The sequence below is a fragment of the Bacillus sp. FSL K6-0042 genome (assembly GCF_038006685.1).
Classification (GTDB): Bacteria; Bacillota; Bacilli; order Bacillales; family Bacillaceae_G; genus Bacillus_A; species Bacillus_A pseudomycoides.
The window spans coordinates 4387626-4409300 of record NZ_JBBOVS010000001.1 but is presented as its reverse complement, the minus strand read 5'-3'; the positions used below and the strand labels follow the sequence as shown (position 1 = coordinate 4409300).

General features: G+C 35.1%; 29 protein-coding genes and 1 pseudogene. 7 read left to right on the top strand and 23 right to left on the bottom strand.

The features are described from left to right. Positions 1-93: 93 nt before the first annotated feature. The 5 genes from MHH45_RS22650 to gcvT all read right to left on the bottom strand — a co-directional run bounded on the left by MHH45_RS22650 (position 94) and on the right by gcvT (position 4811). Positions 94-285 (bottom strand): hypothetical protein, encoded by a 192-nt coding sequence (locus MHH45_RS22650; RefSeq protein WP_016116299.1) that lies wholly within the window; start codon positions 283-285, stop codon positions 94-96. Positions 286-383: 98 nt separating this feature from the next. Beyond that, entirely contained in the window at positions 384-608 is a 225-nt protein-coding gene (locus MHH45_RS22645) for a DUF3929 family protein (protein ID WP_033671500.1), read from the bottom strand. A 266-nt stretch (positions 609-874) separates the two neighbouring features. Then, positions 875-2350, bottom strand: a complete 1476-nt coding sequence (gene gcvPB, locus MHH45_RS22640; RefSeq protein WP_016116301.1) for an aminomethyl-transferring glycine dehydrogenase subunit 2 — start codon at positions 2348-2350, stop codon at positions 875-877. Then, on the bottom strand, positions 2347-3690 hold the full coding sequence (gcvPA, locus tag MHH45_RS22635) for an aminomethyl-transferring glycine dehydrogenase subunit 1 (RefSeq protein WP_016116302.1): 1344 nt from the start codon (positions 3688-3690) through the stop codon (positions 2347-2349). Before gcvPA ends, gcvPB begins: the two co-directional genes overlap by 4 nt. Positions 3691-3710: 20 nt before the next feature. Beyond that, positions 3711-4811, bottom strand: coding sequence for a glycine cleavage system aminomethyltransferase GcvT (gcvT, locus tag MHH45_RS22630; RefSeq protein ID WP_016116303.1), 1101 nt, complete (start codon positions 4809-4811; stop codon positions 3711-3713). A 350-nt stretch (positions 4812-5161) separates the two neighbouring features. Here gcvT and MHH45_RS22625 point away from each other — a divergent pair, with 350 nt between their 5' ends. Together MHH45_RS22625 and MHH45_RS22620 are read left to right on the top strand one after the other, a co-directional pair. After that, complete coding sequence (locus MHH45_RS22625) at positions 5162-6844, top strand: DEAD/DEAH box helicase (RefSeq protein ID WP_016116304.1); 1683 nt, start codon at positions 5162-5164, stop codon at positions 6842-6844. After that, complete coding sequence (locus MHH45_RS22620) at positions 6831-7625, top strand: YqhG family protein (RefSeq protein WP_016116305.1); 795 nt, start codon at positions 6831-6833, stop codon at positions 7623-7625. The genes MHH45_RS22625 and MHH45_RS22620 overlap by 14 nt, the downstream gene beginning before the upstream one ends. A gap of 32 nt (positions 7626-7657) precedes the next feature. Here MHH45_RS22620 and MHH45_RS22615 read toward each other — a convergent pair whose 3' ends face one another. The 4 genes from MHH45_RS22615 to MHH45_RS22595 all read right to left on the bottom strand — a co-directional run bounded on the left by MHH45_RS22615 (position 7658) and on the right by MHH45_RS22595 (position 9391). Beyond that, positions 7658-7804 carry a hypothetical protein gene (locus MHH45_RS22615; protein ID WP_016116306.1) on the bottom strand — a complete coding sequence of 49 codons (147 nt, stop codon included), beginning with the start codon at positions 7802-7804 and terminating at the stop codon, positions 7658-7660. Positions 7805-7896: 92 nt separating this feature from the next. Continuing rightward, positions 7897-8124, bottom strand: a complete 228-nt coding sequence (locus tag MHH45_RS22610; protein ID WP_016116307.1) for a hypothetical protein — start codon at positions 8122-8124, stop codon at positions 7897-7899. A gap of 243 nt (positions 8125-8367) precedes the next feature. Then, positions 8368-8820 (bottom strand): TlpA disulfide reductase family protein, encoded by a 453-nt coding sequence (locus MHH45_RS22600; protein WP_016116308.1) that lies wholly within the window; start codon positions 8818-8820, stop codon positions 8368-8370. 28 nt (positions 8821-8848) lie between these two features. Next, complete coding sequence (locus MHH45_RS22595) at positions 8849-9391, bottom strand: peroxiredoxin (protein ID WP_016116309.1); 543 nt, start codon at positions 9389-9391, stop codon at positions 8849-8851. Between the two features lie 197 nt (positions 9392-9588). On the opposite strand from MHH45_RS22595, the gene MHH45_RS22590 reads away from it, so the two are divergent. Next, positions 9589-10221, top strand: a complete 633-nt coding sequence (locus tag MHH45_RS22590) for a VC0807 family protein (protein ID WP_016116310.1) — start codon at positions 9589-9591, stop codon at positions 10219-10221. Between the two features lie 164 nt (positions 10222-10385). On the opposite strand, the gene MHH45_RS22585 is transcribed toward MHH45_RS22590, so the two are convergent. The 9 genes and pseudogenes from MHH45_RS22585 to comGA form a co-directional block, all read right to left on the bottom strand. Further along, the gene (locus MHH45_RS22585) at positions 10386-10586 is read right to left on the bottom strand and encodes a YqzE family protein (RefSeq protein WP_016116311.1); all 201 of its coding nucleotides are present in this window, start codon (positions 10584-10586) and stop codon (positions 10386-10388) included. 35 nt (positions 10587-10621) lie between these two features. After that, entirely contained in the window at positions 10622-11119 is a 498-nt protein-coding gene (locus MHH45_RS22580; RefSeq protein WP_003200427.1) for a shikimate kinase, read from the bottom strand. Positions 11120-11275: 156 nt separating this feature from the next. Next, a complete protein-coding gene (gene comGG, locus MHH45_RS22575; protein ID WP_016116312.1) occupies positions 11276-11650 on the bottom strand; it encodes a competence type IV pilus minor pilin ComGG in 375 nt (124 codons plus the stop codon). Next, positions 11647-12198, bottom strand: coding sequence for a competence type IV pilus minor pilin ComGF (gene comGF / locus MHH45_RS22570; RefSeq protein WP_016116313.1), 552 nt, complete (start codon positions 12196-12198; stop codon positions 11647-11649). The genes comGG and comGF overlap by 4 nt, the downstream gene beginning before the upstream one ends. After that, positions 12095-12412, bottom strand: coding sequence for a competence type IV pilus minor pilin ComGE (gene comGE, locus MHH45_RS22565; protein WP_229161846.1), 318 nt, complete (start codon positions 12410-12412; stop codon positions 12095-12097). The genes comGF and comGE overlap by 104 nt, the downstream gene beginning before the upstream one ends. Next, positions 12393-12836: pseudogene (gene comGD / locus MHH45_RS22560) on the bottom strand (competence type IV pilus minor pilin ComGD); the annotation flags it as partial. The gene comGE and the pseudogene comGD, both read right to left, overlap by 20 nt. Further along, positions 12833-13135 (bottom strand): competence type IV pilus major pilin ComGC, encoded by a 303-nt coding sequence (comGC, locus tag MHH45_RS22555; protein WP_003200417.1) that lies wholly within the window; start codon positions 13133-13135, stop codon positions 12833-12835. The gene comGC and the pseudogene comGD, both read right to left, overlap by 4 nt. 12 nt (positions 13136-13147) lie before the next feature. After that, positions 13148-14188 (bottom strand): competence type IV pilus assembly protein ComGB, encoded by a 1041-nt coding sequence (gene comGB, locus MHH45_RS22550; RefSeq protein ID WP_033671459.1) that lies wholly within the window; start codon positions 14186-14188, stop codon positions 13148-13150. Then, a complete protein-coding gene (gene comGA, locus MHH45_RS22545) occupies positions 14175-15218 on the bottom strand; it encodes a competence type IV pilus ATPase ComGA (RefSeq protein ID WP_016116316.1) in 1044 nt (347 codons plus the stop codon). The genes comGB and comGA overlap by 14 nt, the downstream gene beginning before the upstream one ends. A 205-nt stretch (positions 15219-15423) precedes the next feature. Here comGA and MHH45_RS22540 point away from each other — a divergent pair, with 205 nt between their 5' ends. The 3 genes from MHH45_RS22540 (at position 15424) to MHH45_RS22530 (ending at position 18004) form a co-directional block, all read left to right on the top strand. Then, positions 15424-16119, top strand: a complete 696-nt coding sequence (locus tag MHH45_RS22540; protein ID WP_016116317.1) for a helix-turn-helix transcriptional regulator — start codon at positions 15424-15426, stop codon at positions 16117-16119. A 139-nt stretch (positions 16120-16258) separates the two neighbouring features. Continuing rightward, entirely contained in the window at positions 16259-16501 is a 243-nt protein-coding gene (locus MHH45_RS22535; protein WP_006096019.1) for a DUF2626 domain-containing protein, read from the top strand. Between the two features lie 87 nt (positions 16502-16588). After that, complete coding sequence (locus MHH45_RS22530; protein WP_275857152.1) at positions 16589-18004, top strand: L-cystine transporter; 1416 nt, start codon at positions 16589-16591, stop codon at positions 18002-18004. A gap of 59 nt (positions 18005-18063) precedes the next feature. On the opposite strand, the gene MHH45_RS22525 is transcribed toward MHH45_RS22530, so the two are convergent. From MHH45_RS22525 to MHH45_RS22515, 3 genes are all read right to left on the bottom strand, one after another. Next, on the bottom strand, positions 18064-18558 hold the full coding sequence (locus tag MHH45_RS22525; RefSeq protein WP_088093662.1) for a hypothetical protein: 495 nt from the start codon (positions 18556-18558) through the stop codon (positions 18064-18066). A 28-nt stretch (positions 18559-18586) separates the two neighbouring features. Next, positions 18587-19411, bottom strand: coding sequence for a DUF4037 domain-containing protein (locus MHH45_RS22520; RefSeq protein WP_088093663.1), 825 nt, complete (start codon positions 19409-19411; stop codon positions 18587-18589). Between the two features lie 278 nt (positions 19412-19689). After that, complete coding sequence (locus MHH45_RS22515) at positions 19690-19905, bottom strand: DUF3912 family protein (RefSeq protein WP_016116321.1); 216 nt, start codon at positions 19903-19905, stop codon at positions 19690-19692. A 235-nt stretch (positions 19906-20140) separates the two neighbouring features. On the opposite strand from MHH45_RS22515, the gene MHH45_RS22510 reads away from it, so the two are divergent. Next, positions 20141-20452, top strand: coding sequence for a hypothetical protein (locus tag MHH45_RS22510; protein WP_003200402.1), 312 nt, complete (start codon positions 20141-20143; stop codon positions 20450-20452). A gap of 38 nt (positions 20453-20490) precedes the next feature. Here MHH45_RS22510 and MHH45_RS22505 read toward each other — a convergent pair whose 3' ends face one another. Together MHH45_RS22505 and MHH45_RS22500 are read right to left on the bottom strand one after the other, a co-directional pair. Beyond that, positions 20491-20982: a hypothetical protein gene (locus tag MHH45_RS22505; protein WP_016116323.1), complete on the bottom strand. Its 492-nt coding sequence runs from the start codon at positions 20980-20982 to the stop codon at positions 20491-20493. A gap of 13 nt (positions 20983-20995) precedes the next feature. Then, on the bottom strand, positions 20996-21553 hold the full coding sequence (locus tag MHH45_RS22500) for a hypothetical protein (protein WP_016116324.1): 558 nt from the start codon (positions 21551-21553) through the stop codon (positions 20996-20998). Between the last annotated feature and the right edge of the window lie 122 nt (positions 21554-21675).

Sequence of the window (21675 nt, the reverse complement as noted above, 5' to 3'; positions counted from 1 at the left end):
TGTATATACCTTATATACACAGTATATACACATCGTCCTATTTTTGGCAAGAAAAAAAGACCAACATTTCCCTGTTGGTCTTCCATATATGTATCACTTCTCAAAGCGATCTAGCATTTCATCTCTCATCCCAAAACTAACAACCGCGATTCCTACATACATGAAAATAAGAAATGCTGGATGCACTGCATTGTACCAGCTGCTATCAACAATTAAATATACCGTTAATGCTACAACAAGTACAAATGCCAAAATAAACATATAAAAGTGTCTTGTACTACCCATGATAAACTCCTCTCTTCTCACTTCTCTCTTCTCACTTCTCTCTTCTCACTTCACCATTCAACAGTATATTTTATCGAATAATTCGATATGACTCAAGGCTAACTTTCTTTTATGTAATCAAGTTCTACCTTTACAATGTCATCACAAGCTATTGAAATAATTGTTCCTTGTTTATCAATCGCTGTCACTTCTTCGTTATCCATTACCCGATGTGCTACACACTCTAACATTTTTCCATAATCTCGATAACAAAATTCCTTTATATCTTTAATTTGTTTACCGTTTTCTAAATGATACACCATCCTATAACACTTATAGCCCATTCCTTCACCCCAAATTGTTCGTTTTTTCACATATACGTAAAAATGAGTTATTCTCCTCATTACACCTTCTTAATTTCAATAAAATTCTAACAAAAATACACAATTTTATCAAACCTACTTTTTCAACAAAAAAGCTTAAAAAACAACTTTCTTCCACACTGTTACATGAAATACAAAAATTCTTCACATTATTTTCATAATCTCTGCACAATTTCTCCACAAAAAAAGAACCCGCATATAGCGAGTTCTTTTCATTTTACATTTACTCAAACTTGTACAGGAGCTGGCTTTTGATAACGTAAAATCGGTTTACGTGCAGCCATTGTTTCGTCTAGACGTTTAATTACCGTCGTATGTGGTGCTTCTTGTACAACTTCTGGATTTTCTTCTGCTTCTTTTGCGATTTGAATCATCTTATCGATGAAACCGTCTAATGTTTCTTTTGACTCTGTTTCTGTTGGTTCAATCATAATACATTCTTCCACATTTAATGGGAAGTAAATTGTTGGTGGATGGTAACCAAAATCAAGCAGACGTTTTGCGATGTCTAGTGTACGTACACCAAGTTTCTTTTGACGACGACCTGATAATACAAATTCATGCTTACAATGTCTATCAAATGGAAGATCATAGAACGGCGCTAATCTTCTCATCATATAGTTTGCATTTAATACAGCATATTCTGTTACTGCACGTAGTCCATCTGGACCCATAGAACGAATATACGTATAAGCACGAACGTTGATACCAAAGTTTCCATAGAATGGTTTCACGCGTCCAATTGCTTGTGGACGATCGTAGTTAAAGTGATAACCATTTTCTGTTTTCTCTAAAATTGGTTTTGGTAAAAATGGAATTAAATCAGCTTTTACACCTACTGGACCAGAACCTGGGCCACCGCCGCCATGCGGACCTGTAAATGTTTTATGAAGATTTAAATGCACAACGTCAAATCCCATATCTCCAGGACGTGCTTGGCTTAATACCGCATTTAAGTTTGCACCATCATAATACAATTTACCGCCTGCATTATGAACGATTTCTGCCATCTCTAAAATATTCTCTTCAAATAAACCAAGTGTATTTGGATTTGTTAACATAAGTGCTGCTGTTTCTTCGTTCACAACACGTTTTAAATCTTCTAAGTCAACAAGACCGTGTTCATTTGATTTTACTGTAATTGTTTCAAAACCTGCTACTGTTGCAGATGCTGGGTTTGTTCCGTGCGCAGAGTCAGGAACGATAACTTTTGTACGGTTATAATCACCGTTTGCTTCATGATATGCACGGATTAACATTAATCCTGTCCATTCCCCATGCGCACCAGCTGCTGGTTGAAGTGTAACAGTATCCATACCTGTAATTTCGATTAAATGTTCTTGTAAGTCGTACATTAATTCCATTGCACCTTGCACTGTTTTTTCATCTTGAAGCGGATGAATGTGTGCAAAGCCTGAGAAACGAGCCACGTTTTCATTGATTTTTGGATTGTACTTCATCGTACAAGATCCTAATGGATAAAATCCAGAATCAACGCCGTGGTTACGGTTTGAAAGTGCTGTGTAATGGCGCATAATATCAAGTTCAGATACTTCTGGAAGCTCTGCATCTTCAGTACGGATATAATCGCTCTCAAACACATCTTCTAATTTCACTTCTTCTACATCTAATTGGGGTAAGCTATATCCTACGCGTCCTTCTCTACTCATTTCAAAAATAAGTGCTTGATCTTGGTTCTTCATTGGATAGCCCCCATTTCGTTTACAAGTGTGTCAATTTCTTCTTTTGTACGAAGTTCTGTTACTGCTAGAAGCATATGATTTGTTAATTCTTTATAATCACGGCCTAAGTCGTAACCACCGATAATATTCATTTGTACTAATGCATCATTTACTTCTTGTACTGGACGTTTGCAATCTACAACAAATTCATTGAAGAATGGTCCAGCAAATGTTACTATAAATCCTTTTCCCTCAAATTGGCGTTTTGCATATTGCGCTTTAGAAATATTTTGACGTGCCATTTCTTTCACACCTTGTCTTCCAAGTGCTGTCATTGCAACAGACGCTGCTAATGCATTTAACGCTTGGTTTGAACAAATGTTAGATGTCGCTTTGTCACGACGAATATGTTGTTCACGAGCTTGCAATGTTAATACGAAGCCACGTTTGCCGTCTGAATCCACAGTTTGTCCGACAAGACGTCCTGGGATTTTACGCATAAATGCTTTCGTTGTTGCAAAATAACCGCAGTGTGGTCCACCAAACTGTGTTGGGATACCAAATGGTTGTGCATCACCAATTACAATATCAGCACCAAATTTACCTGGTGGTGTTAAAGCGCCTAATGATAATGGGTTTGAAGAAACGATAAATAATGATTTTTGCTGATGAGCAATTTTCTCAATATCAGCTAATCTTTCTACCTGTCCAAAGAAGTTTGGATATTGAACGATTACGCAAGCGACTGTATCATCTACTTCACTTTGTAATACGTCTAAATCTGTTACACCATCTTTATGATCAATTTCAACAACTTCAAGATGTTGACCTTTTGCATATGTTTCAAGTACTGCTCTTGATTCTGGATGAACTGCTTTAGAAACAAGAATTTTCTTTTTGCGCGTATGACCAGCTGCTAACATTGCCGCTTCTGCTAACGCTGTACCTCCGTCATACATAGAGGAGTTTGCTACATCCATTCCAGTTAATTCACAAATCATTGTTTGGAATTCAAAAATCGCTTGTAATTCCCCTTGTGAAATTTCTGGTTGGTATGGCGTATAAGCTGTATAAAATTCTGAACGAGAAATAACATGATCAACAATTACTGGAGCGTGATGATCGTATACACCTGCTCCTAAGAAAGAAGCGTATTCTTTTAAGTTAGCATTTTTACGAGCCATATCAGACAGTTCTTTTAAAAGCTCTGGTTCTGACTTTGCTTGTTTAATCTTTAAATCCCCTTTGAAACGAACACTTTCTGGAATATCAGAAAATAATTCATCGATCGTTTGAACGCCGATCGTTTGTAACATTTCTTTTTTGTCTTCTTCTGTCATTGGAAGATAACGATGCAACATGAAATCTACCCCTCTCCCCGTTACTTTGAACGTTTGTAAAATGGTGTTGGAACGACTACTGCTTTAACGCGTTTATTACGAATCTCAATTTCTATTTCTGTATCAACTGCTGCGTATTTTACATCAACTAATGCTAAACCAATGCTTTTCTTTAACGTTGGAGATTGTGTACCACTTGTAACTTCCCCGATTTTTTCTTCGCCTACATATACAGGATAATGCGTACGAGGAATACCGCGTTCAATTACTTCGATGCCGACTAATTTACGAGGTGCACCGTTTTCTTTGTATTCTTTTAATGTTTCTTTTCCAAAGAAATCTGCCTCTTTATTTGTTTTTACTGCAAAACCAATTCCAGCTTCAATTGGTGTAATATCTTTTGATAGTTCTTGACCATAAAGTGGAAGTGTCGCTTCAAAACGAAGTGTGTCACGTGCTCCCAAACCACATGGTTTTAAGCCGTCTTCTGCTCCAACTTCAAGAAGTTTCTCCCAAAGTTTTGGAGCATCTTCACTCTTGCAGTAAATTTCAAATCCGTCTTCACCTGTGTAACCTGTACGAGATACAAGTGCAGGAGTTCCATCTACAAGAACATCATTTTTAAATTTAAAGAACTTAATTTCTTTTAAATCTTCTGACACAACTTTTTGTAAAATGCCTTCTGCTTTTGGACCTTGAATTGCAAGTTGTGCAATTTCACTAGAAACATTGACTACTTTCGTATTGCCAATGACATGACTTGCTAACCACTCGTAATCTTTTTCGATATTCGATGCGTTGATTACTAATAAGTAGTCTTCTTCACCACGTTTGTAGATTAATAAATCATCTACTGTACCACCATTTTCGTAACACATTGCTGTATATTGTGCGCCTCCTACCTTTAAGGTAGAAACGTCATTTGTAACAACACGTTGTAAAAATGCCAAACTATCTGTACCTGTTACTTCTACTTCCCCCATGTGAGACACATCAAACAGGCCTGCAGCTGTACGAACAGCTTCATGTTCTTCTTTAATGCTTGAAAATTGAACTGGTAATTCCCAACCACCAAAGTCGATTGTTTTTCCACCATACTTCGCGTATACATCAAATAGCGGTGTACGTTGTAATGTAATCATGTTCTTTCCCCCTTATGCTGTCTATGACAAATCAATAAAAGTTGGCTTCCCGTATCTAAACATTTTTCATTCAGAAAAGATGGGATATACGGAATCTCAATGTATTTTTTTATGAAAGCGTAAATAAAAAAGTACTTTCTTGGATAAAATACGAAAGATTCCACACATTTCACACCATTATCCTAACATTTTTCGATCTATTTCATCAATATTCTAGCATAAAAAATAATTTAGAATTTTTCATCCTTATACTTGCAAAAACAACTTCACCTTAAAATGTTAGAAATCAGGATTTTTGGTGAGGGATGTAACAATAAGCGTTTTAGTTTACAGAAGGTGGGAGAGTTTCAATGAATGTCGATATTTCCGTAGATCGGACATGGCAAAATAATTTCTTAAAACGAATTGATGAAGATGGCCCTTGGACAAATTGGGAACTATATGATTTAGCCTATAAAACAGAAAAATCATTGCTTGTCCCTACATTTGATGGTTTGCAAGCCCCTAAACATTTATCGCATTTCACACCGCTTCCTCATCAATTAGAAGTAGCACAAACTGTTATTGAACAAATGAATGGAAAAGCGATACTAGCAGATGAAGTTGGACTTGGAAAAACCATTGAAGCAGGTCTTATTTTAAAAGAGTACATGGTGCGCGGTCTTGTAAAAAAAGTACTTATACTCGTTCCAGCCTCCCTCGTTTCACAGTGGGCATATGAACTGAACACAAAGTTTTTTATTTCTGCTGTTGCCCAAAGAAAAAGCTACTCGTGGGAACAAGCTGACGTTATCGTTTCATCCATTGATACAGCGAAGCGTTCACCGCATCGTGACATCGTTTTAAACTTGGAATACGATCTCATCATTATTGATGAGGCACACAAACTTAAAAATAATAAAACAAAAAACTATGAATTTGCACAACGTCTTAAAAAGAAGTTTTGTTTATTACTAACCGCAACACCTGTCCAAAACAAAATTGATGAAATCTTTAATCTCGTTTCCTTATTAAAACCAGGACATCTAGGCAATCAATCTAACTTCGAAGAATATTATGCATCGAAAAATCGCTCAGCAGAGTCAGATGAAGATTTAAAAGCACTCATTAATAAAGTGATGGTAAGAAATCGGCGAAATGGTACAGGTATCGAATGGCCGAAAAGGCACGTTCGGACAATATTTGTTGATTTTAATGAGGAAGAGCAGGCTCTATACAATGCGATTGAAAATTGGAAAGGACAAGACGCTTTTACCTCTGCCTTTTCATCATTAACTTTGAAACGAGAAGTATGTAGCAGCCGTGAAGCAGTTTATTATTCACTCAAAAAGCATGTAGAAAAAAGACAAAAAGAAAATGAGAATTATATACCAGACCCATATATCGATGTTTTAATGGATAAAATCAATCATATTCCTTTTAATACAAAAGCAAACCAAGCACTGGAGCTTATAAAAGAAATTGATGATAAAGTCGTCATCTTTACAGAATATAGAGCCACACAAATGTATTTACAATGGTTTTTAAAACAGCACGGTATTTCATCAGTCCCTTTTCGTGGTGGGTTTAAACGAGGGAAAAAAGATTGGATGAAAGAGCTCTTCCAAAATCATGCGCAAGTGTTAATTGCAACCGAAGCTGGCGGTGAAGGGATTAACTTACAATTTTGTAGCCATATGATTAACTATGATTTACCTTGGAATCCAATGCGGCTTGAACAGCGAATTGGACGTATCCATAGGCTTGGCCAAAAAAATGATGTTCATATTTATAACTTAGCAACGAAACATACAGTTGAAGAACATATTTTGAAACTTCTATATGAAAAAATCAATTTATTTGAGCGAGTCATCGGTGAACTTGATGAGATTTTAACAAGAATTAATATGAAAAATATCGATGCACATATTCAAGAGATTTTCGCAGGATCAAAGAGCGAAGGAGAGATTCGAATTAAGATGGAAAATTTAACATCTATCATCGACTTTGCGAAGAGAAACGAAGCTGAGGTGCAAGGCTATGCAGCAACATGAAATTCATAATTACTTATGGAATTTTTTCCAAGCAAATGACTGTGAAATTTTGGGGCGTTCCCCGCATCTACTAGATGTACAATTAACAATTGAAATGGATAAACTATTGATGAATCGCCCTTTTTACTGGCACTACCTTGAGAAAACGGGTGGCATCCCAAATCCGATGCGACTTACTCTCATTACGGATCCAGAGAATGATGAAGAAGAAGGTGAGCCTATTCACTATGGCTCTCCTCGTCTGCATCAAATCTTCCAAACAACAAAAGAACTGGGATCCTACATACGTTTATTCGAAGAAGTAAATTCAAGTGGTACAACTCATATACCACTTCATCCATGGCTTGGCGTCAATGTAAAAGTATGTTATCAATGTGATCGAAAGAAAGATATGCTTCATTCCATTGGGATTCATCTTATTTCTGGAACAATGATTACAAATTTTCATGAAACACTAGCAAAAATTCGACTCACGCCAAAAATACCAGATTTTAGTTTTACACTTACTCCCATTATTAAGCCGCAAAGTGGATTACAGCGGATAGAAGATGCATTAAAAAATCTCATTGCAGCTGATGATCATACATGGGCTGAAGAAGCACGTGTACGCTGGAATCATGATTTAGCGCTTCTAAATCGATTTTACGAAGAAAGTGAGGAACTCCCCGAAAGCTACGAAATAGAAAAACAAGCATTACAAGAGCAATATGAACCGCGTATTACAATGCAAATTATAAATGGTGGGCTCTTTTATGTAACCGCTAATCATTTTTTTTCATAAGAAAAGCCCCTTCATATGAGAAGGAGCTTTTCTTATATTTTTCCATTATACTTTCGACCATCGTTATGTTCTTGTTGTTTCTTTTCTGTCATTCGCTTTTGATATTCTCTATCTTTTGCACTCACATGGTTTGCATCTGTTGGAAGATTTTTCTTCGAACGCCCTACACCATTACTCATCTTTTTCACTCCTTGCTCTTTTAAATTCCCCCTTATTTTCAGCTATAGAAGCATTCCTTATTCAATAAAATAAGAGAAGCTTTTCGCTCCTCTTATTCCTTCACATATTTCTGAAACATATCGTGTAAGCCTTGATTTACGAGATGAGAGATCTGTTCGTCAGATTTATGTGGATAACGATCACGCAACCTGATAGATGCTTTCACCATTAAATTTTCTAATACAGAACGGCCGCCTTCCCCATAAATAATTTCAGCATATTCTACAAGCCTTCCGTCCTCTAATGTTGCTGGATTATGATTGAAGAAAAATTTACTCATTGTCTCCACCTCTCTCTTTGATAACGTTTACATTTATATAGATTATTTATGTTATTTATTTCACAATATTGTATGCATGTATAGATGATTAGTTTCATTATAAAACAACATGACGATAGGAATAATGTATTTTTTCGTCAATTTTGTGAACAAATTCTTAAAAATGAAAGCGTTTTAATTATTATATAATAAAAAAGATTACCATGCTAGAGGCAATCTTTTTTATTTCTACTAAACTATAACTTACGCTTCGTTTGCTTCGTTTAGTACACGCTCAAGACGTTTGCGAAGCATTGGCATACCGCTGCCGCCTGCTTGGAAATGACGAAGTTTTCCTTCTTTATCAAATACGTAGTAAGCAGGAACATATTTATTTTCAAATGCATCTGTAATCGCATGTTTACTATCAACTAAAATTGGTTGAATGATATCGTGGCTTTCTGCCATTTTTTCAATTACTGCTAAGTCTAAATCTTCTTCTGAGCGAGGCATATGAACTGCTACAACGTTTAAGTGATCATCATACTCATCACGTAATTCATTTACTTCTGGCATCGCTTCTTTACATAAGTAACAGCTTACAGACCAAAAGTGAATTAATGTCGGCTTATCTCCAATTAAATCTTCACGCGTTACTGCGTCGTTTAAAATTTCTGTTGCACCTTCTAATGATGGCATTTGTTCACGTAATTTCATTTTATCTATTCCTCCTACGACTTATAAATTATAAAGTTTCTTGTCCTGGTTTCCAATTTGCTGGGCAAAGGCCGCCTGTTTGCAATGCTTGTAATACACGTAATACTTCGTCTACTTCACGTCCAATATTGTTATGGTGTACAACTTGGTACATTAATTCGCCTTCTGGACTAATGATGAATAATCCACGTAGTGCGATTCCTTCATCTTCTAATAACACGCCGTATTCGCTTGATACAACATGGTTTGTATCAGCTGCTAATGGGTAACGTAAGTCGCCTAAACCATTCTTTGTACGATCTGTGTTAATCCATGCTAAATGTGTGTGTACTGTATCTGTAGAAACACCGATTACTTCCGCATCTAAATCTTCGAACTCATCGTAGCGATCAGATAGTGCAATGATTTCTGTTGGACAAACGAAAGTGAAGTCCATTGGATAGAAATATAATACTGTCCATTTATCATTTTTCATGTTTTCTTCTAAACTAACATTTTTAAATTCTTTATTTGGCATTACTGCACTCATTTCGAAACGTGGTGCTTGTTTCCCTACTAAACGTTTTGTCATATCTATATTCATCCTCCCGAAGCTAATTGAGATTAATTTCTAATTTGTAATGATTATAATTTTTATTATATACAAGTTATCAAATTAAAGTCAACACTAAATTAAAATAATTTTAATTTGATTACAATTATCAATTAATCTTGTACAATATTCAGAAATTGTATTGTAAAATATATCTATAACTAAGGAGGCACAAAATGAATCAAAATAAGAAAGCTATATTCGATATTGTATTTTATCTCGTCTTCCCTTTTCTCATTTGGAAATTTGCAAAAACACATATTGATCCTTATTATGCAATGCTTATTTCCTCAGTACCGGGAATTCTTTATACACTGTACTGCTTTAAGAAAGAAAAGCAGTTCAACGTTACAGGGTTCTTTATTCTTATTACCCTTATTGCTAACACGACAGTAGACTTACTATCTGGTTCTGCTGAGAGAATGCTATGGAATGACGCATATTATCATATCGTACTCGGATGCATTGTCATCTGTACAATCTTTATTAAAAAACCACTCATGTTATATTTCGCAGCTGATATCGCAGCCTTGCAAGGACATGACCGAGATAAGAGCCGCGCTCTTTACCGTGACAAACGCATATATCCAGCCTTGCAATATTTAACACTATTTTTTGGTCTCCAATTCATTTTAAAAAGCTTTTTAAAAATCTATTTCATTTCTGTTTTTGGTGTAGAAGGATATGGTGAAATGAGAGCAATCATGACCGCTGTTGGCTGGGGAATTTCCATATGTATTGGGATAGGATTTGTATGGGTTAATAATAAAATACACTCAGTAACTGAACAGAAAGAATCTACACAATAAGTTAAAAACTATCACAAGAAATAATAAAAATCCCCCTGTACAATATGTGTACAGGGGGATTTTTATAGGTTTATCTGTCGAATCGATGACAAGTATACACTCATCGCAAAAATTGTACTATACCGCCTAGCATCATTACTAGCGGTAAATCATTCCAATTTTTATTAACTTGATTTTTTTCGTTTCTTCTTAACGTTTTGATAGAACAAAGCAGCGCTAAGCGGCATCATACCGAACCATCTATTTAAAAACGGCGCTTTTTCAGCACGGCGCTGCTCTTTCTTTTGCTTTCGATCCTCTTTTGGAGCATCCATATACGATACAAATTGTTGCGTCATAAAACGCACATAATCATTAGTAGACATATCATCACCTCTACTTGATTAGTATGTCCACTTTTTTACGCATTAATCTTACGCAGTAGCTCCCCCATAATCTCTTCCACACTTTTATTTGTCGTATCAATATATATATCCGCTTCTTCATAATATGCCCGGCGGTTCTCAAACTTCTCCACAAACGCCTCAATATTTTCTTTTTGAAATAATGGACGTGTCGTATCTTCACGAAGGCGCTCTGCAATAACATATGGATCACAATATAAATACACGACGGTTCCATTCTCTTTCATCCACTGACGATTCTCTGCGCGTTCCACGATGCCACCACCCGTTGTAATAATTACATTACTCGTTAATAACGAACGCAGCATTTCACTTTCATATTGACGAAATGCATTTTCCCCTTCTTCTGCAAAAATATCGCGAATTTCCTTCCTTTGCTTCTCTTCAATTTTTTGATCTGTATCTACAACTGGAATATGGAGTTGCTCACTTAGCATCCTCCCAATTGTTGTTTTTCCGGCTCCCATAAAGCCTGTTATGTAAATGGATTTCATTTTGTTACCTCTTTTCTGTCTGTTTAATTATTTGTATTATAACGAAAGATAAGCTAACGTGGTTTATTTTATATACTACTTGCACAAATTAATAAAAAACGTTTTGTTCTTAATTTGTTATCAAGAACAAAACGTAATGGTAATGTAACTTCTCCCTCATCTCTCTTCCACCCAATTCATAACTCTTTTATTTATTTTATCGTACTGAAAGTTCACTTTATAAGAGCGATTTTGTTTCGTCATACACTGCAATGCGACAAATATAATTTCATTTTCAAATACGTAATTCCCGCTCGCTTCACCATTTTCGTATCGAAACGAAAATACAGCATTTTGTTCTTTTTCCTGCAAATCATCCTTTATAGAGGAGACTGCTTGATCAGCAATCTCTTCTAACAAAAATTCTTGCTGCGCCTCCTTATAAAATCTTTGATCAGATTTCAACATATTTATTTCATATATAAAGAATGAGAATAGTAAGAAGAGAAGAATTAACGTTCCTGGCATCGCAAAACCATCTTGTTTTCTCATGTCTTCAGCTCAATGGGTGTGTAGCGCGTTGCTACACCGTGATACATTTTACCGCTTATATCTTGCACATGTATAATTAACATATGAGGTGTTAAGTCATAAGAAACCGAATTTACCTTTTGTAATATAATTTCCATTCCTAACGTATTTACTTTTCTCACGATATTATTTCCTAACATTTCATATGTTACATTCGCACCGTTACTCATTTGAAAAAGTATTAGAGCTTCTTTATTCTCTAACTCGACACCTTTCCCGGCTTTACTCTCTCGAAACTCTAATTGTACTTGTTCCAGGAACACATTCCATTCCCAACTGTTTATTTGCTTTGAATATGGTTTCTCGATAAATAAACTATGGAGGCGCGGCACAAGAAGAAAGAAAATAGATAAAAACAATAAACATAACATCATTTCTAATAACGTAAATCCTGCTTCTACCTCTTTACTTTTTGACATGACGACATTGTTCCATCCTTCTTTGTTTGGTATCTTTCCAAATTGTACAAACTTCTTCTCCCCGCCAATGTATCCAGTACACAACGCCATCTATCACCTCCTCTTTTTGCTGCTTTAGCTGATTTTGATACATATATAGTGCTGCTTCCCTCTTCAACAATGAATGTGCTTTATACCGAAATTGAATATTTTTTCTTTCTTGCATGATTAGGAGTGTTTGCGGAAGTAATAGCGACACAGCCATCATTAATAAACTTAACGATACAAGCATTTCCAGCATAACCGACCCTTTTTGACACTTCACGATACGTAAATCTTCCTCTCCCAAGTTGAAATACAATTTCATAGGTGCGCGAGCGATAAGAAAGTAGAATTGTACCAGCTTTGTTTATATTTCCATTTGCATTATAGGTCATTGGATTTGGAAAAGTATTCAAATCAATTTTTATATCTCGTTCATATTCCCGGATAAAAAGGGAACGCTCATCCCCAGACTTCCAAATACTGTACATATGTTTCTCAGGACTCCATCGCAACATATGAAGATTCCGGCGGTTTATAGCTAACTGCTGCATATACAAAATATCTTGTGAAAATTGCTTCAAAAACTGCTCTACCTTTTGCTTTTCATATAACGGAGCAACATTAAAGTAAGTGACGACGCTTAATATAGAAATGATGAATAAGACAAGAAGCATCTCTAAAAATGTAAATCCTTTTTGTTTCACGATTTACCAACAGATACTGTGCCGTCCTCACTTGAAATACTAATCGGTTCCCCTTTTGGACACGTTGTAGAAGTAATGTACTTTTCTTTCACTAATTCATCTACTGTTGGTATCTTATTCTTTTCTAATTGATAAGCTTGCACTTGCGCTTCGACAGATTTCACGTATGCATCGCAACCTTTTCCTTGTACGGAAGAGCGCTGTTTAATTACATTTGGAATAATTAATAAAAGTAATACCGAAATAACGACCATCACTAATAACATTTCTAAAAGAGTAAATCCTTTTTCATTTTTCATTTAAACTACCTCCTAAATAGAATTCATCATTTGAAACATCGGCATAATCATCGCTAAATACATAAGAACAACAATTATGCCAATACATGTAAACAAAAGTGGTTGAATAATGACTAAAATACGTTGAACCTTTCCTTCCATTTTTTCAATCGTTAATTCGCTATAGTCTCCTAATTCTGTCGCTAAGTTTCCGTTTGCTTGTCCATGCGCAATCACGTAAGACAGTTCCCTCTCGTAATAACCGCTCTTCATAATAATAGAATCCAACTGTTCTCCCGCGATTAATAATTCTTCAATTCGAGTGGCTTCACATTGAAAAAACGGGTGATGTTTTTGTTCAACCATTAACGTTAAGGCTTCTAGTACCGATAGTCCTCCTTGTAATAAGCCGCTTAATTGAACAGAGAAATAATGAGAATTTGTTAAAATAAGAAATGTTTTTATAAGAGGAATACGAATCATAATATTCATTCTTTGAACTGGGGGAAGTTTTTGTATATAAAATACATATATACATGTTCCTAAAACGAGGCAGAGAAAAAATCCTCCAATCATGTACGGGAGCATTCGAATAAGGAGCATAATATGATCGGTAAATGAAACAGAAGAAGCCCGCAAGGAACTATATAATGTTTCAAATTGTGGAAGCAAAACGAAATTGAATACAGCAAGTATCCCTAATAGAAAAAAAGATAAAAATATCGGGTAACGAAGCACTTTCATCATATCTTTTTGATGTTTATCTTTTCTATGCAGTAGTACACTTCCTTGTTGCAACGCAAAAGAAATATCCCCATGCCGCTGTGCATAGAATAAATAACTTAATATGTCTGGATGAAACATAAGTTGGTGAAAAGCATCATGAATGCTTTGACCATTTTTTAATTCTTCTGCAATATGTTGCAATTGAATTTGTTTTTGAGAAGATAACTGAAACTGCAGAAACTCTAATGCTTGCAAAAGTGAATAGCCCTTTTCTAACAATTCCCCAAGTCTTCTTAATAACAAGACTTGTTCATGTAATCGCCACCCTTTTCGTTCAAACATAAACATCCTCTTCTAAAAAGCCTAAGGCATATCCTTTTCTTATACATGATTGCAACGTTTCATAATGATAGGTTACACGCTCTCCATTCGCTTCACGAATAGCTTTTTTCAATTCATGGCCATATAACAACTCATAAACGCTTGCTTGCCGCACTTGCCTCATTGCTTTACATAACGGCGAACATTTCCCTTTGCAAAATGGACACTTCAATTCAACAAGACGCTGTGCTGCCACAGCAAGCAATGATTGCTCAATTTCTTGCCGCGTAATCCCATAGTCCATCAAACGTAACACAGCTCCTTTTGCATCGTTTGTATGCAGTGTTGTCATTACTAAATGGCCTGTTAAACTCGCACGCACAGCTACTTTTGCTGTTTCTTCATCACGAATTTCACCAACTAAAATAATATCAGGATCATGGCGCAAAATCGCTTTTAAACCAGTTGTATACGTGATACCTGCTTTTTCATTAATCTGAATTTGTAACAAGCCATCCTTTCTCTTTTCGATCGGATCCTCAAGTGTAACAATACGACGTGTTTGTCCCTTTTTGGCTACCTCTAACAAAGCATACATTGTCGTTGTTTTCCCAGATCCTGTCGGCCCAGTAAACACGAGTAATCCATGAGAATGATGTACAAAAGAGAGAAGTGTTTTTGCCGAGCTTGGAAATAAAGAGAGATGGGAAAGTGGTTGAACCGACGCTTGCAAGTGTAAACGAATGACGAGACTTTCTAAATACACAGTTGGTAGTGTAGAAAGACGCAAGTGCACTTCTTGCCCATCAATTTGTAAATACAATGATCCATTTTGTGGCTTACGTCTCTCCCCTATATCCATAGATGCTAAAAATTTAAAATGCGAAACAAGTCTTTCTCCAAATTCTTTTCCAATACAATGCTTCGTTACTAAATCTTTTCCAATGCGCAATTGTATGACTGCATCTGCTTGTCGCGGCACGATATGTAAATCGGATGCCTGTAATGCACATGCTTCCTTCATAATTGTATTGGCAAAATGTTCAACACCATTCATAATGATCTCCTCCTCACTATGTATATATCATGCGGAAATATAAAAGAAAAATAGCGACTTTCGTATTTTCAACAGAGAAAAAGGGGAAAACATGTTTGTGAAATTATGAACAATTTCTGAATTATTGCCTAAAATTAACTATAAGCAACTTTATCTGTATTATAATGTTATTATCTTGGATAAAGTGATAAAGGTGGAGATCCTCATGGAACAAGCTTTAAAAATTACAGGTGTACTATCTGATCCAACTCGTTATTATATTTATAAATATATTTCTCAAAAACATAGTCACGTAACTGTACAAGAAATCGCAGATGAATTTAATATCCATCCAAACGTAGCACGTCTACATTTATCAAAATTAGAAGATGTCAATATGTTGCGATCTGAAACAAAGAAAACGGGAAAAGGCGGCAGACCAAGCAGATTCTATGTATTATCTGAAGACTTAATTCAGCTGCAATTCCCATTTCGCGATTATCAATTATTAGCGAAAATCGCTTTCAATTCATTACTTAGCCTTGGCGTGGCCGGTGAAAAGGTACTATACGAAACAGGCAAACAATTTGGTAAAGAATTAATGGAACAACATATGCAGCGTTTAAATGTCAATGAAGATTCATTAACATTAGAACATAAAGTACAAATTGCAAAAGAAGCATTATCAACTGCTGGCCTATCCCCTTCATTTGAATTAAGCACAGATGGTACACAAATTTTCTATGACGTGTACAATTGCCCATTCAAAGAAGTTGCTGTCCATCATCCTGAAGAAGTTTGCCATATGCATAGCGATATGATGAAGGGGATTTTTGGAATCCTATTCCCGAGCATGGAATTAACACGACATGATACTTTATTAGACGGATGTAAATCTTGTAACTACAAAGTTCAGCTATAACTTGTTTTCATATGAAATTGTGTCAAAAAGAAGTCAATTTGATTTGGCTTCTTTTCTTTTTTCGCAAATATTTACAATAGTAAGAAAAATAAACTATAATGAAGAGAGGTTTACTTTTTTAGAAAAGGAGGGAGATTGCATGGAGCGCATGTTTCGCGTTCTCGGCTTTTGGACTGGAATTTTCTCGGTTATGTTTTACTTAGGGGATATGCACGCAACTGCACTATTATTTTTAGGACAAACAGGATTCTTCGTACTTTTAAGCTATTTAAAATTAACAGAGCGTATGTATATATACGTATTCGGGGCATATTTAACTGTTTTCTTCATTGGGTTTACATACTATACAACATTTCTACTTGTCCCTGGCGCTGGGCATTAAAAAGATGGCAAATTGCCATCTTTTTTTATTTTCTCTAATTACCTAGTTGACTTATAGGTTTTATTGAAATATATTCTATATAACAGATTGGAATTAGGGGGAATCATCATGCATACACTGCTAGTCGGTATTAACATAGCGGTCATGCTCGTATTAGTTGGCATATTGTATTATATGCAGCGCAAGCATGTATCATTTAATAAACGCGTATTTACTGCTTTAGGGATCGGAATTGTATTTGGCCTTATCTTACAATTTATCTATGAACCTACTTCTAAAATCATCGTGGATTCGAATAACTGGTTTAGCTTAATTGGTAGTGGTTACGTGAAATTACTACAAATGATCGTTATGCCACTTATTCTAGTTTCTATTATCTCAGCATTTACAAAGTTAAAATTAACAAGTAATCTTGGTAAAATTAGCGGACTTATTATTGGAATTTTAATTCTTACAACTGGAATCGCTGCAGCTGTTGGTATCGCAGCAAGCGCAGGGTTTGACGTTCAAGCAACTGGCTTACAACAAGGTGATGCAGAAACGGCTCGCTTAAAATTAGTGGAAGAAAAATTCAGTTCAATTGAACAAACACCCGTTCCACAAAAATTATTGGAATTATTACCTACAAATCCATTTCTTGATTTAACTGGTGCACGTCCAACTTCGACAATTTCTGTTGTAATCTTTGCAGCGTTCATCGGAATCGCCTTTATCGGTGTGAAAAGAAAATATCCAGAACAAGCAGAGTTATTTAAGAAAATGCTTGATGCTGTCTATGCAATTGTAATGCGTATGGTAACATTAATTTTACGCCTTACTCCATATGGCGTATTAGCTCTTATGACAAAAACAGTCGCTGGTAGTGATGTAAGTGCCATTTTAAAACTCGGTAACTTTGTTTTAGCATCTTACGTAGCACTTATCGTTATGTTTGTTATTCACTTATTATTAATTGCTCTTTCTGGTTTAAATCCAATTCAATATTTGAAAAAGGTATTCCCAGTATTAACATTCGCCTTCACTTCTCGTTCTAGTGCAGGTACAATGCCACTAAATATTGAAGCACAAAAAGAAAAACTTGGTGTTTCAGAAGGAATTGCAAACTTTGCTGCTTCCTTCGGGGTATCTATCGGTCAAAATGGTTGCGCAGGTATTTATCCAGCTATGCTGGCGATGATGGTCGCTCCAACTGTAGGAATTGATCCATTACAACCACAATTTATTTTAACTTTAATCGCAGTTGTCGCTATTAGCTCATTCGGTGTTGCTGGTGTAGGCGGCGGAGCAACATTCGCAGCATTAATCGTACTTTCAACAATGAACTTACCAATCGGGATTGTTGCTCTTCTTATCTCTGTTGAGCCATTAATCGATATGGGTCGTACAGCTCTTAACGTAAGCGGATCAATGACAGCAGGTCTTATTTCTAGTAAATGGCTTGGTGAATTAGATCATGAGACGTATAATCAAGAGGATGTAAAAAGTAAGGAAGTTGCTTCGTAAGAAGGAAGAATTCTCATAAAAAGGAATGCTAATTGATATAGCATTCCTTTTTTTATTCCCTATACCTGTTTTAAAAAATTTAATACTATTTTAGGAACATCCCCATCTATTTGAATTCCTTGAACAGAACCTTTATCTACATCTTTTGCGATTATAATGTTATTTTTATCATCTACCCAGACTAACAAACTTTCCTTAGAATCATCCTTAAAAATAACTTCCATATTAGCATGTACAGCATCCCTTGCTTTTTTATCTAAAGATATTTTTTTAGATGTACCAGCTTTGATTGCTGTAACAATTTGATTTACTAGATCTTCATTATCCGTTCCTGCTTTAGAAATATCATCTTCGTTTATATTTATTAATGTGATTTCTTTTATTTCTTTTTTCTCAAATACCATTAATGTTTCTTTTATCTCCTTTTGTTTAGCTGATGAAGAAGATTTTGAAGAACTTGTGATATTAGAACATCCAATTAAGTTCAAAAACACTATAACTAAAATAAACAAATACATATTTTTTCTAATTTCCTTCACCCCTTTATGAAACATAATATTTAACACCACCACTCTATCATCATTACTTCACATAACTAATCTGTTTCTTTTGCTCCCGAAGATCCAATTCTGGAATTTGTTTCTCTGCCAAAATTAATGTTTCTTTGATTAATAATTCCAATTCCTTTACGCTGTTTTCTGGATTTCCCATCAGGATATTCGTCATTTTCTCATAAAGATTTTCAGGTTTTATTATCATTCGTTCGATATTAAAAGCCATCCATTTAAATGCAGGGTGATTCACATACATTTTATTAAGGCCGAACAAAACACCGAATACATTCTTCTGTACTTCACAAATCACATCATATAGCATCAGCCAATCTTTTCGCCTTAAAAGTGCTTCGCGGTTATTCCAACGATTACTTAGCAACAGATTCTCTTCAATCATCTGTTTGGAAAGTTCTAAAGGATATTCTGCAATTCTATCTTTTAGCTTTCTAATTATTTCTTCTCCATGCAAGCTCACACCATCCTGAACGGAAGCCACAATACATTGTTTCTCATAGTCCGTTTCGTACTTATCGACTACATCTGAAATAAACTTTTTAACCGTTACAGTTAAAAAGTTACTTATTTCTAACTTAACTCCATCTCCCGTTAAATAGGATTCAGACCACTCTTCCTCTTCATACGGATGATATGACAAAATGGTCCCACCAATATTTTTAATAGGACCTCCGCGATCTTCATCTTCTGGCGGTGCTGACCATAAAATATGTAACTCTATATCTGAATTTTCATCTTGCCAGTTTCTTGATACGGATCCTGCCAAAAGAATTGCTTCTACTTTTGGATTTTGTTTATAGATTTCTGCCATGTCTATTGCTTTTTGCATTAAGTTCATTTGATTTCCCCCACGGTTGATTACCCATTTGAACATTTTATTGTAGCGTTATTACACTGTTTCTATTTATAGCTTAATGGAAATTTATTACTACATCAAGTAATTTTCTTTTATTTCTGAATATTACAGATAAAAACTTTCTTCGTTACCAAGTGTATAAACAGAAAAAGGATATATGCTCCTATATTGAGCATAATATCCCCATCATCATTATCTATTGATATAACCTTTTCAAGCACATAGTAAAAATAAAAGTTCCTCTTCACAGCCCGTCCCTTTTACAAATAGCCATTGTGTTCGCACCATTCATGAAATTGCCGCACATCTACCCCTACTAAAACAATATCTTTTAACTCTACATCGATGTTTTGGTCGTCAATTACAATGATAAAATTTGGTTCTGCTTGCTGTTCCTTCTGTTTTACAATTCCAATCCGATTCCGGTACGGCCCATCTTTTACATATGCTTTTTGCCCTGTAATATCAAAATCCAAGATTCTCACCTCTTTTACTACGCTCAACTTGAAAATACGTTTCCTTTTATTACACCTATTTCTGTATATATATGATGAAACAGTAAAAGAGTCCTTCCTTTATTACAATTATTTTTTCTTTGTTTCATTTTTATAAATTATACGTGAAAATTAGGAAAAACTGCACTTGGAAACGCTTTCTTAAATTTATTTCATGTTATAATGGAAAAGCAGAACTGCGTAAAGAGGGAGAAAAATGGATATAACAATTATTACAAAAGTAATCGAAGCATTAAAATCATATGGATTTCAAGATGTAACATACTGTGAGGAAACAAAACAATTCTTATTTCATAACCAAACCGATATTATGAGCGGCTATGCAGAAATAACATACAGCAGCCAATTTGAAAAGTTTAACGTGCAAATTCATCCGATTGAAACCCATCATCAAGCAGAGTTACAAGAAGTTGAAAAACACATTCAATCTTGTATACGAAAAGTCGAGTATTTAAATGCACTTCTTACAGGACAAAAAAAATTAACTGACAAAATTATTATTATGTAAAAAAGAACGTGATTATCTCACGTTCTTTTTCATTTTCATTATTGTATATTCATCTTCTCTTTCAATTGTAAACTCGTCACAATCTCTAATGCATCCATTGCTTCTCCAATTGTCATATCAAAAATTGTCTTATCCTCTATGTATGGAAACTGTCTAAAACGTTTTTCGAGCATTTTCACTGCATCTGATGTAAACGCTGCACTATCTATACCAAATTCTGTTTCAAGAAGAACGATCCAATCTAAGATATGAAATCCTAAACCATTTACAAATGAAATAAGTTTTTCTTCAGGTTGTGAAGATAGAAATACATAACGTTCCATTTCACTAAAGAGTTCTTCACCTAAAATTTCTGCGAGTTCTTCATCATGTTCACGATTTACAATTTCATCATATCCATAATCGTCTGCAAGTTCTTCTACTTCTTCCCCGTCTGCACAAAGTAGCTGACTACGCAGTGCACCTTTTTTGAATTCACTTTTTTGTATAACTTCTAAGAAGCTTGTTTCCCATCCTTGTTCTAAGTTCATATTTATAACTCCTTTATGCTTTCTTTATTTTTAAATATATATTTTGATTGCATAACCTTACATGTTCAGATAAACGAGACGCTTTATATATTTTACCATTCATATAGACATGTGGATCAATTAAGCGTTCCTTCCCACCCGAGTAACAAATATCATACTCTTGATTATTCTCTTCTACTATTACATTTGGATGTAAAGTAGCCAATACACTCGTTATCTCTTCATCACGACAACATTTCAATTTTTGAAGCACTGCCTCATCATCGCACAAGAAATCTTCAGTATGTATCACATGCTTTTCTAACGCTAGTTGCAAAACTTTTGTTAATACATGATAACTATATGAGCCTAATGGATGTAGAAAGAAATCAATTGTTTCTTTGTAATAGACTGTTGTAAACCACTCTGCCGCCTCTAGCGTACTAAGACAGATTTGTTTTTCATGGACAATTAATTGATTTAAAAATGTAAGAACTTCTTGTTTTGAAATCATTCCATATGTATATAAATCGCGAATTGTATAATCTATACGATCTGCGCATAGAGCTGGTAGTGGTTGTTCCAACAGCATCCATTATTCCCAGTTTTGAAGCATTTTAGAATCATACCCATATTTATAAAAACTAAAGGGAAACTCCTTTTTTATCGTTAATAATAATAATAATAATAATAGAGAAGGATTTCGCCAAAAGG

Excerpts from the sequence above, each read along its gene's own strand:
- comGC (WP_003200417.1), bottom strand. The coding sequence starts at position 13,135 with ATGAAAAATGAAAAAGGATTTACTCTTTTAGAAATGTTATTAGTGATG.
- MHH45_RS22505 (WP_016116323.1), bottom strand. The coding sequence starts at position 20,982 with ATGAACTTAGAACAAGGATGGGAAACAAGCTTCTTAGAAGTTATACAA.
- comGA (WP_016116316.1), bottom strand. The coding sequence starts at position 15,218 with ATGAATGGTGTTGAACATTTTGCCAATACAATTATGAAGGAAGCATGT.
- comGF (WP_016116313.1), bottom strand. The coding sequence starts at position 12,198 with ATGGCGTTGTGTACTGGATACATTGGCGGGGAGAAGAAGTTTGTACAA.
- MHH45_RS22535 (WP_006096019.1), top strand. The coding sequence starts at position 16,259 with ATGGAGCGCATGTTTCGCGTTCTCGGCTTTTGGACTGGAATTTTCTCG.
- MHH45_RS22525 (WP_088093662.1), bottom strand. The coding sequence starts at position 18,558 with ATGTTTCATAAAGGGGTGAAGGAAATTAGAAAAAATATGTATTTGTTT.
- MHH45_RS22645 (WP_033671500.1), bottom strand. The coding sequence starts at position 608 with ATGGGCTATAAGTGTTATAGGATGGTGTATCATTTAGAAAACGGTAAA.
- MHH45_RS22620 (WP_016116305.1), top strand. The coding sequence starts at position 6,831 with ATGCAGCAACATGAAATTCATAATTACTTATGGAATTTTTTCCAAGCA.
- MHH45_RS22510 (WP_003200402.1), top strand. The coding sequence starts at position 20,141 with ATGGATATAACAATTATTACAAAAGTAATCGAAGCATTAAAATCATAT.
- MHH45_RS22610 (WP_016116307.1), bottom strand. The coding sequence starts at position 8,124 with ATGAGTAAATTTTTCTTCAATCATAATCCAGCAACATTAGAGGACGGA.
- MHH45_RS22600 (WP_016116308.1), bottom strand. The coding sequence starts at position 8,820 with ATGAAATTACGTGAACAAATGCCATCATTAGAAGGTGCAACAGAAATT.
- MHH45_RS22625 (WP_016116304.1), top strand. The coding sequence starts at position 5,162 with ATGAATGTCGATATTTCCGTAGATCGGACATGGCAAAATAATTTCTTA.
- MHH45_RS22615 (WP_016116306.1), bottom strand. The coding sequence starts at position 7,804 with ATGAGTAATGGTGTAGGGCGTTCGAAGAAAAATCTTCCAACAGATGCA.
- gcvPB (WP_016116301.1), bottom strand. The coding sequence starts at position 2,350 with ATGAAGAACCAAGATCAAGCACTTATTTTTGAAATGAGTAGAGAAGGA.
- MHH45_RS22585 (WP_016116311.1), bottom strand. The coding sequence starts at position 10,586 with ATGTCTACTAATGATTATGTGCGTTTTATGACGCAACAATTTGTATCG.
- MHH45_RS22590 (WP_016116310.1), top strand. The coding sequence starts at position 9,589 with ATGAATCAAAATAAGAAAGCTATATTCGATATTGTATTTTATCTCGTC.
- MHH45_RS22650 (WP_016116299.1), bottom strand. The coding sequence starts at position 285 with ATGGGTAGTACAAGACACTTTTATATGTTTATTTTGGCATTTGTACTT.
- gcvT (WP_016116303.1), bottom strand. The coding sequence starts at position 4,811 with ATGATTACATTACAACGTACACCGCTATTTGATGTATACGCGAAGTAT.
- MHH45_RS22540 (WP_016116317.1), top strand. The coding sequence starts at position 15,424 with ATGGAACAAGCTTTAAAAATTACAGGTGTACTATCTGATCCAACTCGT.
- MHH45_RS22520 (WP_088093663.1), bottom strand. The coding sequence starts at position 19,411 with ATGAACTTAATGCAAAAAGCAATAGACATGGCAGAAATCTATAAACAA.
- MHH45_RS22580 (WP_003200427.1), bottom strand. The coding sequence starts at position 11,119 with ATGAAATCCATTTACATAACAGGCTTTATGGGAGCCGGAAAAACAACA.
- MHH45_RS22595 (WP_016116309.1), bottom strand. The coding sequence starts at position 9,391 with ATGACAAAACGTTTAGTAGGGAAACAAGCACCACGTTTCGAAATGAGT.
- comGB (WP_033671459.1), bottom strand. The coding sequence starts at position 14,188 with ATGTTTATGTTTGAACGAAAAGGGTGGCGATTACATGAACAAGTCTTG.
- MHH45_RS22500 (WP_016116324.1), bottom strand. The coding sequence starts at position 21,553 with ATGCTGTTGGAACAACCACTACCAGCTCTATGCGCAGATCGTATAGAT.
- gcvPA (WP_016116302.1), bottom strand. The coding sequence starts at position 3,690 with ATGTTGCATCGTTATCTTCCAATGACAGAAGAAGACAAAAAAGAAATG.
- comGG (WP_016116312.1), bottom strand. The coding sequence starts at position 11,650 with ATGAGAAAACAAGATGGTTTTGCGATGCCAGGAACGTTAATTCTTCTC.